Raw genomic sequence first — 19278 nt, forward strand, 5'->3', positions numbered from 1 at the left:
GGTGGGTGCTTTTGATTAGGTAACCCTTACCTTAGTATGGCGTCCGACCCGGGCTCCACCGAACCGGGGACCGACCTGTCTGGGGAGGCGCGGCCACCGTGTCCGCTATCGAAGAAGCAGTGGGTTACTGGCGGAACGCGCTCGCACCGCTCTCACCCGAGACGGCGCTGCCGGCCGACCGCCCCTACCCCGTGTCCCCCTCCGGGGGCCGGTCGGTACGGACCCGGCGCACGGACACCCCGGCCGCGGCGGAGACCCTGCTCGCCGCCTACTTCGCCCTGCTGCACCGGTACAGCGGCGCCGCCGACCTCACCGTGGGGTTCGAGAACCTGCCCGTACGGGTCGACCTCGGCGGCAACCCCACCTTCGGCGCGCTGGTACGGCGCGTGGAGGACGCCCTCGCGGCGGCCCGGGAGCACCGGGTGCCGCTGCGGACGCTGGTCGGGGCGCTGCGCCCGGCGCCGACGCGCGGCGGCGGACTGTTCTTCAACACCGCGTTCGACGCGGACCCCGGGACGGGAGTCCCGTGGCGCGCGGCGGGCGCGAACAGCGCCGACGAGGACATACCCGGCACGCTCGACCTGGCGCTGGACGTCGTCCCGGGCGAGGTGCAGGCGACGTACCGCACCGACCTGTTCGACGACGCGACCGTCGACCGGCTCCTCGGCCACTACGAGACCCTGCTGGCGGACGGTGTCGCCCGGCCGGAGGCGGCGGTCGGCGAACTGGCCCTGACCACCCCGGAAGAGCACCACCGGCTGCTGGTCGAATGGAACGCCACCGAGCACTCCGTCCCGGCCGCCACCTGGCCCGCGATGTTCGCCGAGCAGGTCCGCCTGCGCCCGGACGCGACCGCGCTCGTCTTCGAGGAAGAGCGCCTGACCTACGCCGAGTTGGACGAACGGGCCAACCGCCTCGCGCACGCCCTGATCGCCCGGGGCGCCGGCCCCGAGCGGGTCGTGGCCCTCGCCCTGCCGCGCTCGGCCGACCTGATCGTCGCCGAGGTCGCCGTCCTCAAGTCGGGCGCCGCCTACCTGCCCGTCGACCGCGACTACCCGGCCGACCGGATCGCGTACATGCTCGCGGACGCCCGGCCGGTCTGCCTGGTCACGACGGCCGACGCCGAACTTCTCCCTCAGGACGCGCAGGACCCGGCGGACGGGATCGCCACGCTCCTCCTCGACCTGCCGGAGACCGCCGAAGAACTGGCCGGGCGCCCCGCCCACGACCCGACCGACACGGACCGCGGCGGTGAACTCACCGTCCTGAACGCCGCGTACGTCATCTACACCTCGGGATCCACCGGCCGCCCCAAGGGAGTGGTCCTCTCCCACACCGGCGTCGCCAAGCTCGTCGCCACCCAGAGCGAGCGCTTCGGCATCGGACCGCACAGCCGGGTCCTCCAATTCGCCTCGCCCAGCTTCGACGTGGCGTTCTGGGACCTCTGCCTCGGCCTGCTCTCCGGCGGCCGCCTCGTGGTCGTACCGAGTGAACTGCGGGTGCCGGCAGCCCCTCTCGCCGACTACGCCAACACCCACGGCATCACCTTCATGATCCTGCCGCCCGCCCTGCTCGCGGCCCTGCCCGACGACGTCCGGCTGCCGCCCGCCGCCACCCTGCTGGCCGGCACCGAGCGCGTCTCGCCGGAACTCGTCGGGCGCTACGCGCGCGGCCGCATGATGTTCAACGCGTACGGTCCCACCGAAGCCACCACCAACTCGACCCTCGGCCTCTGCGACCCCGACACCCCGGCCGGCACGATCGTCCCCATCGGCGTCCCCGACCCCGGCACCCGGGCCTACGTCCTCGACGCGCGCCTGCGACCCGTCCCGGCCGGTGTGCCCGGCGAGTTGTACCTGGGCGGCGCGGGCCTCGCGCGCGGCTACCTCGGCCGGCCCGCCCTCACCGCCGAGCGTTTTGTCGCCGACCCGTTCGGCGCGCCCGGCGAACGGCTCTACCGCACCGGTGACCTCGTACGGTGGAAGGCCGACGGGCGCCTGGAGTTCCTCGGCCGCGCCGACACCCAGATCAAGATCCGCGGCTTCCGCATCGAACCGGGCGAGATCGAGTCCGTGCTCCGCGGCCACCCGGCGGTCGACCAGGTCGCCGTGGTCGCCCGCGAGGACCGCCCCGGCGAGCGCAGGCTCGCCGCGTACATCGTCCCCTCGCTCGACACCGAACCGGGCCACGACGAGACCGCCCAGGTCGAGGAGTGGAAGGACCTGCACGAACTGCTCTACAGCGCCGCCGGGTCCGAGGGCCAGGGCTTCCGCGAGAACTTCGCGGGCTGGAACAGCATGTACGACGGCACCCCCCTGCCCGTCGACGAGATGCGCGAGTGGCGGGACGCCACCGTCGACCGCATCCGCGCGCTCGGCCCCGGCCGCCGGGTGCTGGAGATCGGCGTCGGCAGCGGCCTGATCCTCTCCAGGATCGCCCCGGACAGCGAGGCGTACTGGGGCACCGACGTCTCCCACGAGGCGGTACGGGCGCTGCGCGCGCAGGTCGGGGCCGTGCCGGAACTGGCCGCGCGCGTCGAGCTGTCGGCCCGGCCCGCCCATGACACCGAGGGCCTGCCGGAGGGCTTCTTCGACACCGTCGTCATCAACTCCGTCGCCCAGTACTTCCCGAGCGCCGACTACCTCGCCGAGGTGCTGCGCAAGGTGACGGCCCTGCTCGCGCCCGGCGGCGCCGTCTTCGTCGGCGACGTACGGAACGCGCGGCTGCTGCGGACCCTGCGCGCCGCCGTCGAGAGCCGGGGAACGGCCGGGCAGGACGAGAACGACAAGACCGCGCTGCGCGCGGCGGTCGAGCGCTCCGTCCGCTGGGAGGGCGAACTGCTCCTCGATCCCGACTACTTCACGGCCCTGCCCGGCTACGAGGCGGACGTCCTCGTCAAACGGGCCGTCCACCAGAACGAGTTGAGCCGCTACCGGTACGACGTCGTCCTGCGCCCGTCCGCCGCGGCGACCGGGCTGCCCCCGACCGTTCCCGACCCGCAGGACTCGCGGGAGATCCGCTGGTCCGCGCTCGGCGGACTCGACGCGCTCACCGCCCTCCTCGGCGAACACCCCTGCCGGATCCGCGTCACCGGTGTGCCCAACGGGCGCCTGGACGAGGACAGTTCGGCGCTGCGCGCCCTGGAGGACAGCAGCGGCCCCGCCCCCGCCGGGATCGACCCCGAGGCGTTCCACACCCTCGCCGCCCGGCACGGCTACCGCTGCGCCGTCACCTGGAACGGCCACGCCGACGACGGGAGCCTCGACGTCGTCCTCGCGGCGGGCGACGCGCCGCTCGGCACGGTCTACCGGCCCGGCGGGAGCTTCCCGCACGCCAACCGGCCCGTGCCCTTCCGTGACATCACCACGCTGATGAAGACCCTGCGCGCGCACACCACCGACCGGCTGCCGGAGTACATGGTGCCGTCGGCGTTCGTCCCGCTGGACCGGCTCCCCGTCACCCCCAGCGGCAAGCTGGACGAAAAGGCCCTGCCCACCCCGGACTACGGCGCCCTCAGCTCGGGCCGCGCCCCCCGGGACGCCCGGGAGACGCTGCTCTGCGGCCTGTACGCCGAGGTGCTCGGCCTGCGCTCCGTCACCGTCGACGACGACTTCCTCGCCCTCGGCGGCGACAGCATCACCGCGATCCAACTCCTGATCAGGGCCCGCAAGGAGGGGATCCGGCTCACCACCCGCGACGTCTTCCGGCACCGCACGGTCGCCGCGCTCGCGACCGTCGCCGTCGACCGTACGGGCACCGGTTCCACCGACCACGAGGAACCGCTCGTCGCGGTCACCGCCGCCGGACTCGCCGAGATCCAGGGCGCGGACCCGCTGGCCGTACGGGACCTGCTGCCGCTCACCCCGCTCCAGGAGGGCTTCTACTTCCACTCCCTCGTCGGTGGCTCCGACCGCGACGCGTACGTCGTCCAGCAGGTCATCGAGCTGGCGGGACCCCTCGACGGCGAAGCCCTGCGCACCGCCGCGCAGAGCCTCCTCGACCGGCACGCCCCCCTGCGCGCCGCCTTCCGGCCGGGCCCGGACGGCGCACCCGTGCAGATCATCGCCGGCGGCCTGACCCTGCCCTGGCGCGAGATCGACCTGACCGCCCAGGACGTGTCCGTACGGGACTCCCTCGCCGAGGCCGTCGCCGCCGACGAACGCGCCCGCCGCTTCGACCTGGCCAGGCCCCCGCTGCTGCGCTGCGCGCTCGTGCGCCTCGGCCCCGAGCGCGCCGCCCTGATTCTGACGTTCCATCACATCGTGGCGGACGGCTGGTCGTTGCCGGTGCTGCATCGCGAGCTGATGGCGTCGTACGGCTCCGGGCCCGGCACCGCCCCGCTGCCCGACGTCGCTCCGTACCGCACGTATCTGCGCAGGCTCGCCGGCCTGGACCGCGAGGCCGCCCGCGCCACCTGGCGCACCGCCCTCGCCGGGCTCGACGAGCCGACCCGGCTGGTCACCACCCCCGCCGACGGCACGCCGATGCGGCCGGAACAGGTCCGCGTCGAGCTGTCCGAGCGGACCACGGGACGGCTCGCCGCCCGTGCCCGCGAACACGGCGTCACCCTGGGCACGGTCGTCCAGGGCGCCTGGGGCCTGCTGCTCGGACGGCTCACCGGCCGCCAGGACGTGGTGTTCGGCACCACCGTCTCCGGCCGTGACGGCGCGGTCGACGGCATCGAGTCGATGGTCGGGCTGTTCATCAACACCCTGCCGACCCGCTTCACCTGGGACCCCGCCGATACCCTCGCGGCCCTCCTCGGCCGGCTCCAGGACGAGCAGGCCCAGCTCCTGGACCACCAGCACCTCGGGCTCGCGGAGATCCAGCGCCTCACTGGTCTCGCGGGCGGCGGTGAACTCTTCGACACCCTGCTGGTGTTCGAGAACTACCCGGCCGACACCGACCTGCGCGACCCCTCGGGGACGGTCCGGATCACCGGCCGCGCGTTCCACGACGCGGTCCACTATCCGCTCGCCCTCATCGTGAAGCCGGGCCGGCGGCTCGACCTGCGTCTCAAGCACCACGCCGAGCGGCTGGACGGCGACACCGTCCGGGCGCTCGCCGGCCGGCTCGCGCTGATCCTGGAGGCGCTGGCCGACGACCCGGCGCAGCCCGCCGCGCGGATCGACCTGCTCTCCCCGGCCGAGCGGTCCGGGGCCCAACTGGCCGGCGCCGAGCGCGAGATACCGGCGACCACTCTCTCCGCCGCCTTCGAGGCCCGGGTCGCCAGGACGCCGGACGCCACGGCGGTCGTCTTCGGCGACGAACACCTGACCTACGCGGAGCTGGACGCCCGCGCCGAGCGGCTGGCCCGGCGCCTGCGGGCCCGGGGAGCGGGACCCGACCAGGTGGTCGGGGTCGCCGTCCCCCGCTCGACCGAGCTGATGGTCGCCCTCCTCGGCGTCCTCAAGTCCGGCGCCGCCTACCTCCCGCTCGACCTGGACTACCCGGCCGACCGGGTGGCGCACATGCTCACCGACTCGGGGGCGGCCACGGTGGTCACCACCGCCGCGTCGGCCGCCCGGCTGCCCGGCGCGGAGGGCGTGACCGCGCTGGTGCTCGACGCGCCGGACGACGACGCCCCGGACGATGACCCACCGGACGGCGACGCGCCGGACGACGACGCGTCCGCCGGGACCGCCACCCCGGCCGGCCGGGCGACCCCGCGTGCCGCCGGACCCGACGATCCCGCCTACCTCATCTACACCTCCGGATCCACCGGCCGGCCCAAGGGCGTGGTCGTCACCCACCGCGCCATCGTCAATCGACTCGCCTGGATGCAGGGCGCGTTCGGCCTGCGCGCCGACGACCGCGTGCTCCAGAAGACCCCGTCCAGCTTCGACGTGTCCGTGTGGGAGTTCTTCTGGCCGCTGACCGAGGGCGCCGCCGTCGTCCTCGCCAAGCCCGACGGCCACCGCGACCCCGCCTACCTCGCCGCGCTCGTCCGCGACGAGCGCGTCACCACGATGCACTTCGTGCCGTCGATGCTGGACGCGTTCCTGGCGGCCGACGAGGTCACCGGCGACCCCGGGTGGGCCCGTACTCTCCGCCGCGTCCTCAGCAGCGGCGAGGCCCTGACCGTCTCCGCCGCGAGCCGCTGGCACGCGCTCACCGGCGTGCCCCTGCACAACCTGTACGGCCCCACCGAGGCGGCCGTGGACGTCACCCACCACGCGTACACGGACGACACCGGGGGCGGTACCACCACCGTGCCCATCGGCCGCCCCGTCTGGAACACCGGACTGCGCGTGCTCGACGCCTGCCTGCGCCCCGTCCCGGCGGGCGTCCCCGGCGAGCTGTACCTCACCGGCGTCCAGCTGGCCCGCGGCTACCACGGCCGCGCCGCGCTCACCGCCGAACGCTTCACGGCCGACCCGTACGGCCCGCCCGGCACCCGCATGTACCGCACCGGCGACCTGGTCCTGCGCCGCCCCGACGGCACGGTCGAGTACCTGGGCCGTACCGACCGGCAGGTCAAACTGCGCGGCAACCGCGTCGAACTCGGCGAGATCGAGGCCGCCCTCCTCGGCGCACCCGGCGTCGCGCAGACCGCCGTGACCGTCCGCGAGAACACACTCGTGGCGTACGCGGTCCCCGCCTCGGGCCACGCCCTGGACGCCCCCGCGCTCCAGGCCTTCCTCACCGGCGCGCTGCCCGCCCCGATGGTGCCCACCGCCTACGTGGTCCTCGACGCCCTGCCCCTCACCCCCAGCGGCAAGCTCGACCGGGCCGCCCTGCCCGCCCCGACCACCGTCCGCGCCGCCGCCCGCGCCCCGAAGGACGCCCGGGAGCAGGCGCTCACCGACATCTTCGCGGGCGTCCTCAAGCTGGCGGACGTCTCGGCCGACGACGACTTCTTCCTCCTCGGCGGCGACAGCATCAGCTCCATCGGGGTCTCCAGCCGCGCCCGCCGCGCGGGCCTCGGCCTGAGCCCCCGCGACATCTTCGAGCACCGCACCCCGGCCGCCCTCGCGGTGGCCGCCGCGACCCTCGCCACCGAGGCGACAACCACCGAGCGGGCCGAGCGGAACCGTACCGACTCCTTCTCGCTCACCCCCGAGGAGACGGCCCGCGTCGAGCGGATCGCCCCCGGCGCCGTCGAGGACATCTGGCCCCTCGCGCCGCTCCAGGAAGGCCTGTTCTTCCACTCCACGTACGACAACGGCGCCCTGGACGTCTACACCGTCCACGAGTCCTTCGACCTCGCCGCCCGCGTCGACACCGCCCGTCTGCGCGCCGCCACCAAGGTGCTGCTGGCCCGCAACCCCAGCCTGCGGGCCGGCTTCACCAGCGAAGGGCTGCGCCGGCCCGTCCAGTTCATCGTGAAGGACCCGGAGGTCCCCCTCGAAGAGGTCGACCTCACCGGCCTCCCCGCCGCCGAACAGGACGACCGGCTGCGGGAGTTGATGGACGAGGAACGCGGCCGCCGCTTCGACCTCACCCGCCCGCTGCTCTTCCGGCTGCTGCTCATCCGCCTCGGCGGGGAGCGCGGCGACCGGCTGGTCATCGGCCGCCACCTCATCCTCTGGGACGGCTGGTCCGCCTGGCTGTTCCTGGACGAGCTGTTCGCCCTGTACGAGAACGGCGGCGACGCCCGCGACCTGCCGCGCCCCGGCTCCTACCGCGACTACCTCACCTGGCTGGACCAGCAGGACGAGGACGACGCCACCGGCGCCTGGCGCGCCGCGCTCGCCGGACTGGACGAGCCCACCCTGCTCGTCCCCGCCGCGGCCGACCGGGGGCTCGAACCCGTCATCCCGCGCAGCCTCGACACCGACCTGACCGCAGAGGCCAGTGACCGGCTGCGCGACACCGCGCGCCGGCACGGCCTGACCCTCAACACCGTCCTCAACGCCGCCTGGGGGCTGGCCCTCGCCAGTGCCACCGGCCGCACCGACGTCGTGTTCGGTACGACGGTCGCGGGACGCCCGAGCGAGGTGCCGGACGTCGAGAACGTCATCGGCATGTTCCTCAACACCGTGCCTGCCCGCATCGCCTTCGACCCGGCCGAACAGGTCCTCGACCTGCTTCGCCGCATCCAGGGCGAACGGCTCGCCCTCATGCCGCACGAATACCTGGGCCTCGGTGTCCTCCAGGCCGAGACCGGCCACCGCAGGCTCTTCGACACCCTGTTCGTGCTGCGCAACGCCGACACCGAGGAGCGCCTCGCCGCACTGCGCGACCTGCACGGCGCCACCGCCGTCGCCAACGTCGACGCCACGCACTACCCGGTGAACCTCGTCGTCACGCCGGGACAGCGCGTGCGGATCACCCTCTCCTACCGCCCCGACTTCATCGAACACCCCTACGCCGGGACCCTGTTGGCCCGGTTCACCCTCCTCCTGGAGGGGCTGACCGCCGACCCCTCGGCGCCCGTCGGCCGGCTCGACGCGCTGCTGCCCGCCGAACGGGCCGCGCTGGTACGGGAGAACGCCGCGAGCCGCGAGCCCGTCCCCGACGAGACCGTCGCCGACCTCCTCGCCGCCCAGGCCGCCCGTACCCCCGACGCGACCGCCCTGGTCTTCGGCAGCCGCACGCTCACCTACGCCGAACTCGACGCCCGCTGCGACCGCTTGGCCCGGCTGCTGATCGCCCGGGGCGCCGCCCCGGAGCGAGTGGTGGCGCTCGGACTGCCGCGCTCCCTCGACATGGTCGTCGCGCTCTTCGCCGTCCTGCGCACCGGCGCCGCCTACCTCCCCCTGGAGCTCGATCACCCCGCCGACCGTCTCGCGCTGATGCTCGAAGACGCGCGGCCGCTGCTCCTCCTCTCCACCGCCGCCGTGTCCGAGACACTGGAGGGCGACGTCCCGCGCGTCCTGCTGGACGACGCCGCCGTCGTCGCCGAACTGGCCGCGCTGCCCGAGGGGCCGGTGCACGTCGACTTCGCCCTGGACCACCCGGCGTACGTCATCTACACCTCGGGATCCACCGGCCGCCCCAAGGGCGTGGTCACCCCCTACCGGGGCCTGACCAACATGCAGCTCAACCACCAGAAGGAGATCTTCGAACCCGCCATCGCGTCGGCCGGCGGCCGGCGGCTGCGGATCGCGCACACCGTGTCCTTCGCCTTCGACATGTCCTGGGAGGAACTGCTCTGGCTGGTCGAGGGCCACGAAGTGCACATCTGCGACGAGGAGTTGCGCCGCGACGCCGAGGCGCTCGTCGCGTACTGCGAGGAACGGCGGATCGACGTCGTCAACGTCACCCCGACCTACGCCCATCTCCTCATCGAAGAAGGGCTGTTGGACGGCCACCGGCCCCCGCTGGTCCTGCTCGGCGGCGAGGCCGTCACCGAGACCGTCTGGAACCGGCTGCGCGACACCGAGGGCACGTACGGCTACAACCTGTACGGCCCCACCGAATACACCATCAACACCCTCGGCGGCGGTACGGACGACAGCGCCACCCCGACCGTCGGCCGCCCGATCCGCGCCACCCGCGCCCACCTCCTGGACGCCTGGCTGCGGCCCGTCCAGGACGGTGTCCCCGGCGAGCTGTACATCGCCGGAGTCGGCCTCGCCCGCGGCTACCTCGACCGGCCGGGCCTGACCGCCGAACGCTTCGTCGCCGACCCGTTCGGCGAACCGGGCGAGCGGATGTACCGCACCGGCGACCTCGTACGCCGACGCCCCGACGGCAACCTGGACTTCCTCGGCCGCACCGACGACCAGGTCAAGGTACGCGGCTACCGCGTCGAACTCGGTGAGATCGAGGCCGCGCTCGACCGGCACCCCCAGGTCGCCCAGGCCGCCGTCATCGCCCGCGACGACCCGTCCGCACCCGGCACCCAGCGCCTCATCGGCTACGTCGTCCCGGCCGAACTCACCGGCGCCGCCAAGGAAGAGGCGGAACGCGAGCAGATCGGCGAATGGCAGGAGATCTACTCCGCCGAGTACACCGAGATCGACACCGCCGTCTTCACCGAGGACTTCGCGGGCTGGGACAGCTCGTACGACGGCGCTCCCATTCCGCTGGAGGACATGCGCGAGTGGCGGGCCGCCACGGTCGAGCGCATCCGCTCGCTGCGGCCCCGCCGCATCCTGGAGATCGGCGTCGGTTCCGGGCTGCTCCTCTCGCAGCTCGCGCCGGACGCGGAGGCGTACTGGGCCACGGACTTCGCGGCGCCCGTCATCCGCAAGATCGGCGAGGACCTGCGGCAGGACCCCGGACTGGCCGCCAAGGTCGAACTGCGCGCCCAGGCCGCCCACATCACCGACGGGCTGCCCACCGGCTTCTTCGACACCGTCGTCATCAACTCCGTCATCCAGTACTTCCCGAGCGTCGACCACCTCACCGAGGTCATCACCGGCGCGATGGATCTCCTCGTCCCCGGCGGCGCCCTGTTCGTCGGTGACGTACGCAACCCGCGCCTCGCCCGCGCCTTCCAGGCCGCCATCCAGCTCACCCGCGTCGACGAGGGCACGGACGCCGCGACCGTACGGCGGGCCGTGGACCGGGGCATCGCGCTGGAGAAGGAACTCCTCGTCGACCCCGACTACTTCAGCACCCTCGGTTTCGGCGTCGACCTGCGCACCAAGGCGGGCCGCCACCAGAACGAACTGACCCGCCACCGCTACGACGCCGTCCTCTACCGGGAATGGCCGGACGCGGACCGGGAGTCGGCTGGCGCGGACGACGTACTCCGGCTCACCGACGCGCCCGTGACGAGCTGGACCGACGAGACCACGCTCGTACGGCACCTGCGCGACCGGCGCCCCGGACAGCTGCGCGTCACCGGCATCCCCGACGCCCGTACCGCCGGTGAACTGGCCGCCCTGCGCGCCCTGGACACCGGCCGTCCGCACGCCGTACCGGACGGGGGAGTGGAACCCGAAGAGCTGCGCGACCTGGCAACCGGCCTCGGGTACCGCACCCTCACCACCTGGTCCGCCGAAATCGGCCGCTACGAAGCGGTGTTCGTACGGGACGACGGTACGGCCCCGCGCCTGACGGCCGGTCTCCACCGCCCCCAGGGCGGCACCCCGCCGTACGCCAACACCCCGACCACCACCCGCGGTTCCGGCGGTCTCGTACGGCGGTTGCGCGACGACCTCAAGGAGTCGCTGCCCGACTACATGGTGCCCGCCGCCCTCGCCGTCCTGCCGCGCCTCCCGATGACCGGCAACGGCAAGCTCGACGTCCGGGCGCTGCCCGATCCCGAGCCCGCCGCCGCCCGGGGCGAGGGCCGCGGCCCTCGCACGCCCCGCGAAGAGATCCTGTGCCGGCTCTTCGCCGACGTGCTCGGCCTGCCCGCCGTGGGCGCCGAGGACAACTTCTTCGACCTCGGCGGGCACTCCCTGCTCGCCACCCGGCTCATCAGCCGCGCCCGCACCGAACTGGGCGCCGAACTCGCCATCCGCGACCTCTTCGAGGCCCCGACCCCGGAACTCCTCGCCGGCCGCACCGACGGCGGACAGCCCGCCCGCCCCGTCCTGGAACCCGCCGCGCGCCGTCCCGACCGCGTTCCGCTGTCCGCCGCCCAGCGGCGGCTCTGGCTGGTCGAAAAGATCACCGGTGACGGGGTCGCCTACAACTTCCCGCTCGTCTTCCGGCTGCGCGGGACCCTCGACCTGGACGCGCTGCGGCTCGCCCTCCACGATGTGACGGGACGTCACGAAGCGCTCCGTACCCGCTTCGAGGAGCACGAGGGAGAGCCGTACCAGCGGATCGTCCCCGCCGACGAGGCCCGTCCCGCGCTGACCGTCTCCGACTGCGCCGAGGCCGACCTGGCCGCGCGCGTCGAGGAGGCACAGCGCCGCCCCTTCGACCTCAGCACCGAGCTCCCCCTTCGGGCCGAGGTGTTGCGCCTCGGTCCCGCCGACCAGGTGGTGGCCGTCGTGCTCCACCACATCACCACGGACGAGTGGTCCGACCGGCCGTTCCTCGCCGACCTCAACACCGCCTACGCGGCACGGACCGAGGGGCACGCGCCGACGTGGGCGCCCCTGCCGGTGCAGTACGCCGACTACACCCTCTGGCAGGACCGCCTGCTCGCGGAGGTGGGGGAACGGCAACTCGCCTACTGGACCGAGACGTTGCGCGACCTGCCCGACGACCTCGTCCTGCCGCTCGACCGCACCCGCCCCGCACAGGCCACCGGCCACGCCGGAGTCGTACGGGTCGAACTGCCGGCGGACACCGGCAGCGCCCTACGGGAGCTGGCCGGAGCCCAGGGCGTCAGCATGTTCATGCTGTTCCAGGCCGCCACCGCCACCCTCCTGCACCGCCTCGGCGCCGGGGACGACATCCCGCTCGGCGCGCCCATCGCGGGCCGCACGGACGCGGCCGTGGACGACCTCGTCGGCTTCTTCGTCAACACCCTCGTGCTCCGCACGGACCTGACCGGAGACCCCACCTTCGCCGAACTGCTCGCGCGGGTACGGGAGTCCGCGCTCGCGGCCTTCGAGCACCAGGATCTCCCCTTCGACCGGGTGGTCGAGGCGGTCAACCCGGCGCGCGTCGCGGACCGCAACCCGCTCTTCCAGGTCATGCTCGGCTACCACTACCGTCCCGACGGCGATCCGGACCTGCTGGGCCTGGAGACCGAGTGGTACGACATGGACACCGGCATGGCCAAGTTCGACCTCGACTTCACCTTCGTGGACCACGGCGGTGACCGGTCGCTCGTGCTGCTCCTGGAGTACGCCACCGACCTGGTCGACCCCGGCACGGCGGCCGGCCTCGCCGCACGCCTGGTGGGCCTGCTGGCGCAGGTCGCCGAGGCGCCGGAACGGGCCGTCGGAGCCCTGCGGGTGCTCACCGACGACGAGGCCACCGCCGCCCTGACCACCTGGAACGACACGGACCGGCCCATCGAGACCCGCGGTGTCCCCGAGCTGTTCGACGCGGCGGTACGGGACCGGCCGGACGCCACCGCCCTCGTCACCGCGAACGGGCGGCTGACCTTCACCGAGCTGTCCGCGAAGGCCGATGCCGTCACCCGCGCCCTGCTGCGGCGCGGCGCCGCCCCCGAGACGGTCGTCGGCCTCGCCCTGCCCCGGGCCGAGATGGTCCCGGCGATCCTCGGCGTCCTCGCCTCGGGCGCCGCCTACCTGCCGCTCGACCCCGAATATCCGGCCGACCGGCTGGAATTCATGCTCACGGACGCGGCGCCGCTGTGCGTCCTCACCACCGAGGACCTGACGGCGAAGCTGCCGGAGACCGGTCACCCGTACGTCCTGCTGGACACGCTCCTCGCCGAGGAGGCGGAGGAGGCGGCGGACCCCGGACCTCTCACGAAGCCCGCCATCCACCCCGCGAGCGCCGCCTACCTCATCTTCACCTCCGGCTCCACCGGCCGTCCCAAGGGCGTCCTCGGCACCCACCGCGGCCTCAGCAACCTCTTCGCCTCCCACCACGAGGACCTGATCCTGCCCGCCGAGCGCGCCGCCGGACGGACCGTCCTGCGCGCCCTGCACGCGGCCTCGTTCAGCTTCGACGGCTCCTGGGAGCCGCTGCTCTGGCTCCTCGCCGGACACGAACTGCACGTCGTGGACGAGACCACGATGACCGACCCGGCCGCCCTCCTCGCCCAACTCGCCGACCAGCACATCGACTTCCTCGACGTCACCCCCACCTACCTGAAGGAACTGACCCACCACGGCTTCCTGGCCCCCGGCAGCCAGGTGCCCGCCGTCCTCGCCGTCGGCGGCGAGGCCACCCCCGCCCCCCTGTGGGACCAGCTCCGCGCCCTGCCTGGCACGGTCGTCCACGACCTGTACGGACCCACCGAGTCCGCCGTCGACGCGTACGGCTGGCACAGCGGTGCCAGGGGCACCATGGACAACGCCGGCGACAGCCGCACATGGGCCGCCCCGCTCGCCAACATCCGCGCCCACGTCCTCGACGCCGTCCTCCGGCCGGTCCCGGTCGGCGTGGCGGGAGAGCTGTACCTCGCCGGGGAGGGGCTCGCCCGCGGCTACCTGCACCGGCCCGCCCTCACCGCGGAACGCTTCACCGCCGACCCGTTCGGCGCCCCCGGCAGCCGGATGTACCGCACCGGCGACCGGGCCAGGCGCCGCGCCGACGGCACCCTGGAATTCCTGGGCCGCGCCGACGACCAGGTGAAACTGCGTGGATTCCGGATCGAGTTGGGCGAGATCGAGGCCCAGGTCGCCGCACACCCCGACGTGGCCGCCGCCGCCGTGATCGTCCGCGAGGACACCCCCGGCGTACAACGGCTGGTCGCCTACCTCGTCCCGGCGGACGCGGCCCACGTCCCCGGCCCGGCGGACCTGCGCGCCCACGTCGCCGCCGCGCTCCCCGCCCCCATGGTGCCCGCCGCCTTCGTCCCGCTGACGGCGCTGCCCCGGAGCGTCAGCGGCAAGCTGGACCGCGCCGCCCTGCCCGCCCCCGACGTCACCGCCGTGCCCGAGGGCCGGCGCCCGCGCACCCCGCGCGAGGAGATCCTCTGCGAGCAGTTCGCCGACGTCCTCGGCGTCGAACGGGTCGGCATCGACGACGACTTCTTCGCCCTCGGCGGCCACTCCCTGCTCGCCATGCGGCTCGTCGCCAGGATCCGCACCGCACTCGGTACGCAGATCTCGCTGCGTACGGTCTTCGACGCGCCCACCGTCGCCGAACTGGCCCAGCGGTCGGCCGCGACCGACGGCGCGAGCGGCGCGCCCCGGCCCCCGCTCGTCCCCAGGACCCGTCCCGACCGGCTCCCCCTCTCGTCGGCGCAGCAGCGGCTCTGGGTGCTCCACCAGGTGGAGGGGCCCAGCTCCACGTACAACATCCCCTCCGCCTGGCGGCTGACCGGCGCCCTGGACACCACCGCCCTGCGCGCCGCCGTCGCCGACCTGGCGGAGCGGCACGAGACGCTGCGCACGGTCTTCCCCGACGAGGGCGGCACCGCCTACCAGCGGATCCTCGCCCCCGGTTCGTACGACCTCGCCGTCGACGTCGTCCCCGCCGACGAGGAGAGCCTGGCGAGCCTGCTCGCCGCCGCCGCGTCGCACGGCTTCGCCCTGGACCGTGAACCCCCGCTGCGCGTCACGGTGTTCGAGCTGGGCGAGGACGAGTACGTCCTCCTCGTCCTGGTCCACCACATCGCCGGTGACGAATGGTCCGAGCTGCCGCTGACCCGCGACCTCGCCACCGCCTACACGGCGCGGGCCGCCGGGCTCGCCCCGCGGCGGGCGCCCCTGCCGGTGCAGTACGCCGACTACACCCTCTGGCAGCGGGACGTCCTCGGCGACGAGCGCGATCCCGCCAGCCCGGCCGCCCGCCAACTCGCCCACTGGAAGCGGGCCCTGGAGGGACTGCCCGAGGAACTCGACCTGCCCACCGACCGGCCGCGCCCGCAGGAGGCCGGCTACCGGGGCGGGTCCGTGGACCTCACCCTCGACCCCGAACTCGCGCGCTCCCTCCGGGAACTGGCGCGCGACGGCGAGGTCAGTATGTTCATGCTGATCCAGGCCGCCGTAGCCGCGCTGCTCACCCGGCTCGGCGCCGGCACCGACATCCCCCTCGGCAGCCCCATCGCCGGGCGCACGGACGAGGCGCTGGAGGACATGGTCGGCTTCTTCCTCAACACCCTGGTCCTGCGCACCGACACCTCGGGGGACCCCGGCTTCCGCGAGCTGCTGGCCCGCGTCCGGGACACCGACCTCGCCGCGTACGACCACCAGGACATCCCCTTCGAGCGGCTGGTGGAAGTCCTCAACCCACCGCGCTCGCTCGCCAGGCACCCCCTGTTCCAGGTCATGGTCGTCTACCTGGCGGCCGGCTCCGGCGGCCCCGCCCTGCCCGGGCTCACCGCCCGCGAGGAGAACATCGGCCAGGACACCGCCAAGTTCGACCTCTCCTTCGACTTCGTGGAGGAGCCCGACGGCGGCGGGGTGCACGGCGTCCTCGAATACAGCACCGACCTGTACGACCGGTCGACGGCGCAGGCCCTCGCCGACCGGCTGCACCGCCTGCTGCGCGCCGTCGCCGCCGACCCCGACCGGCCCCTGAGCGGGATCGACATCCTCGGCGTCGGCGAGCGCCACCGGATCCTGCACGAGTGGAACGCCCGCGCCCTGCCGGCCCCGCCGACCACCGTGCCCGCCCTCTTCGAGCGGCAGGTACGGCTGTCTCCCGGCGCGCCCGCCGTCGCGTCCGACGGCGTCGAGCTGACCTACGCCGAACTCAACGCGTACGTCAATCAGTTGGCGCGGCTGCTGGTCGAACAGGGCGCCGGACCCGAGCGGTTCGTCGCGCTCGCCCTGCCCCGTACCGCCCACACCCTCGCGGCCATCCTGGCCGTGCAGAAGGCGGGCGCCGCCTACCTGCCCGTCGACACCGACGCCCCCGCCGCCCGCACGGCCGACGTGCTCGCCGACGCCCGGCCCGTCCTGACCCTGACCACCCGCGAACTCGCCCCGCTGCTCCCGGAGTCGGAGGTGCCGGTCCTGGTGCTCGACGCCCCCGGGACCGTCACCCGCCTCGCGAAGGCGGACGTACGGGACCTCACCGACGCGGACCGTACGGCCCCGCTCACCCCGGCCCACCCGGCGTACCTGATCTACACCTCGGGCTCCACCGGCCGCCCCAAGGGCGTGGTCATCACCCACGAGACCGTCGGCAACCTCTTCCACAGCCACCGCGAGACCCTCTACGCCCCGGCCGTCGCGGCGACCGGCCGGCGTCATCTGCGGGCCGGGCACGCCTGGTCGTTCTCGTTCGACGCCTCCTGGCAGCCGCAGCTGTGGCTGCTGGACGGCCACTGCGTGCACGTCGTGTCCGAGGAGACCCGCCGCGACCCCGAACTGCTCGCGGCGGCCGTCGTCACGCACGGCTTCGACTTCCTGGAGGTCACCCCGTCGTTCTTCGCCCAGATGGCCGACACCGGCCTGGTCTCCGGCGACACCTGCCCCCTCGCGGTGGTCGGCGTCGGCGGGGAGGCCGTAGCGCAGGCGCTGTGGGACAGGCTGCGGGGGCTGCGCGGCACGGAGGTCTTCAACCTCTACGGGCCCACCGAGTCGACCGTCGACGCCCTGGTGGCACGGGTCCGCGACAGCGACCGGCCCCTGGTCGGCCGCCCCGTCGCGGGCACCCGGGCCTACGTGCTGGACGACCGGCTCCGGCCCGTACCCCCCGGTGTCACCGGCGAGCTGTACCTCGCCGGCGGCGGACTGGCGCGCGGCTACCTCGACCGCCCCGCGCTGACCGCCGAACGGTTCGTCGCCGACCCGTTCGGCGCCCCGGGATCCCGCCTCTACCGCACCGGTGACCTCGCGCGCTGGACGTCCGACGGGATGCTCGACTACCTCGGCCGCGCCGACGACCAGGTCAAGATCCGTGGCTTCCGCGTCGAACTCGCCGAGATCGAGTCCGTCCTGGACCGCCATCCCGACACCGCACAGGCGGTGGTGACGGCCCGTCAGGACGGACCGCGCAAGCAACTCGTCGCCTACGTCGTCCCGGTGGCCGGACGCACCCCCGACGCGGCCCGGCTGCGCGGCCACGCCGCCCAGCACCTGCCCGACTACATGGTGCCCGCGGCCGTCGTCCTGCTGGACCGGCTGCCGCAGCTCGCCAACGGCAAGCTCAACCGCGCGGCCCTGCCCGCGCCCGACTTCACCGCCCTCTCCACGGGCCGCCCGCCCGCCACCCCCCGGGAGAAGACCCTCGCCGCCGTCTTCGCCGACGTCCTCGGCCTCGAAGAAGTCGGCGCCGACGACGACTTCTTCACCCTCGGCGGCGACAGCATCGTCGCCATGCAACTGGTCAGCCGGGCCCGGGCGGCCGGGCTGCGCATCACACCGCGCCTGGTCTTCCGGCACCGTACGGTCGCGGGCCTCTGCGCCGTCGCCACCGAACAGGCCGCGGCCCCGGTGGTCCGCACCCCGGACGACGGCACGGGCAGCGTCCCGCCGACCCCCGTCATGCACTGGCTGCGCGAACTGGGCGGCCCCTTCCAGGGCTACCACCAGGCGGCCCTGGTCCAGACCCCCGCCGCACTCGACCGCCCGAAGCTGGCGGCCGTCCTGCGGGCGCTGGCGGTCCGGCACGACATGCTGCGGGCGAGGCTGATCCGTACGGACACGACCGCGACAACCGGCACAGCCCACACCCCGCACTGGTCCCTGGACGTCCCCCCGGCCGACGGATTCGACTCCGACCGCTGGATCGAACGCGTGGACGCGACCGGCCTCGACCCGAACGACCCGGACGCCCTGAGCACCCTCGTCGCCGACCGGGCCCACGCCGCCCGGGCCGCGCTCGACCCCGAGACGGGCGACGCCGTCAAGGCCGTCTGGTTCGACACGGGCGACCGCCCCGGCCGACTGCTCCTGATGGCCCACCACCTGCTGGTCGACGGCGTCTCCTGGCGCATCCTGCTGCCCGACCTGGCGGCGGCCTGGCAGGACGTCGCCGAGGACAGGCCGGCCGAACTCGCCCCCGTGGAGACGTCGTTCCGCCAGTGGTCGCACCAACTCACCGAGCTGGCGCAGGACCCCGCCCGCGAGGCCGAACTGCCGGTCTGGACCGGCATCCTGGACGGCGCGCAACCCCTCCCGCTGCTCCGCCCGCTGGACCCGGAGCGCGACACCACCGGCACCGTACGGGAGATGGCGCTGCGCCTTCCGCCGGAACACACCGACCCCCTGCTGTCCACGGCCCCCGCCGCCCTCGGCGCGACGGTCAACGACGTCCTGCTCACCGGCCTCGCCCTCGCGCTGACGGACTGGCTCCGCCGCCGGGGCACGGCGGGCGGGGTGCTGGTCGACCTCGAAGGCCACGGCCGCGAGGAGGAGTTGACCGGCGACGCGGACCTGTCCCGTACCGTCGGCTGGTTCACCAGCGTCTTCCCCGTCCGCCTCGACCCGGGCCCCGTCGACCTGGCCGACGCCTTCGCGGGCGGCCCGGCGGTGGACGAGGCGCTGGAGCGGGTCAGGCGCCACCTGGGCGGACTGCCGGCCAACGGCGTCGGTTACGGCATGCTCCGCCACCTCAACCCCCGTACGGCCCCGGTGCTCGCCGCGCTGGAACCGCCGCGGATCGAGTTCAACTACCTGGGACGCTTCAGCATCCCCGAGGCGACCGACTGGTCGTACGCGCCCGAGGAGGACGCGGCCGACATCGGCGCCGACCCGTCGATGCGCGAGGGCCACGCCCTCGGCATCAACGTCGTCACGGAAGACCGCCCCGAGGGCCCGGTCCTCGCGGCACACTGGTCCTGGCCGGCGGGAGTGCTGGACGAGGAAGATGTCAGGGACCTCGCGGAGACGTGGTTCCGGGCCCTGGAAGCGCTGGTGGCACGCGCCGGCGCACGTTTGTGACAAG

Annotated in this window: 1 protein-coding gene; it reads left to right on the forward strand. The window is 74.0% G+C overall.

The window, feature by feature from the left end; genetic code table 11:
- Positions 1–98: 98 nt before the first annotated feature.
- Positions 99–19274, forward strand: coding sequence for an amino acid adenylation domain-containing protein (locus ACIODU_RS14660; RefSeq protein WP_401767573.1), 19176 nt, complete (start codon positions 99–101; stop codon positions 19272–19274).
- Positions 19275–19278: the final 4 nt, after the last annotated feature.

The organism is Streptomyces sp. NPDC088261 (assembly GCF_044740805.1).
Classification (GTDB): Bacteria; Actinomycetota; Actinomycetes; order Streptomycetales; family Streptomycetaceae; genus Streptomyces.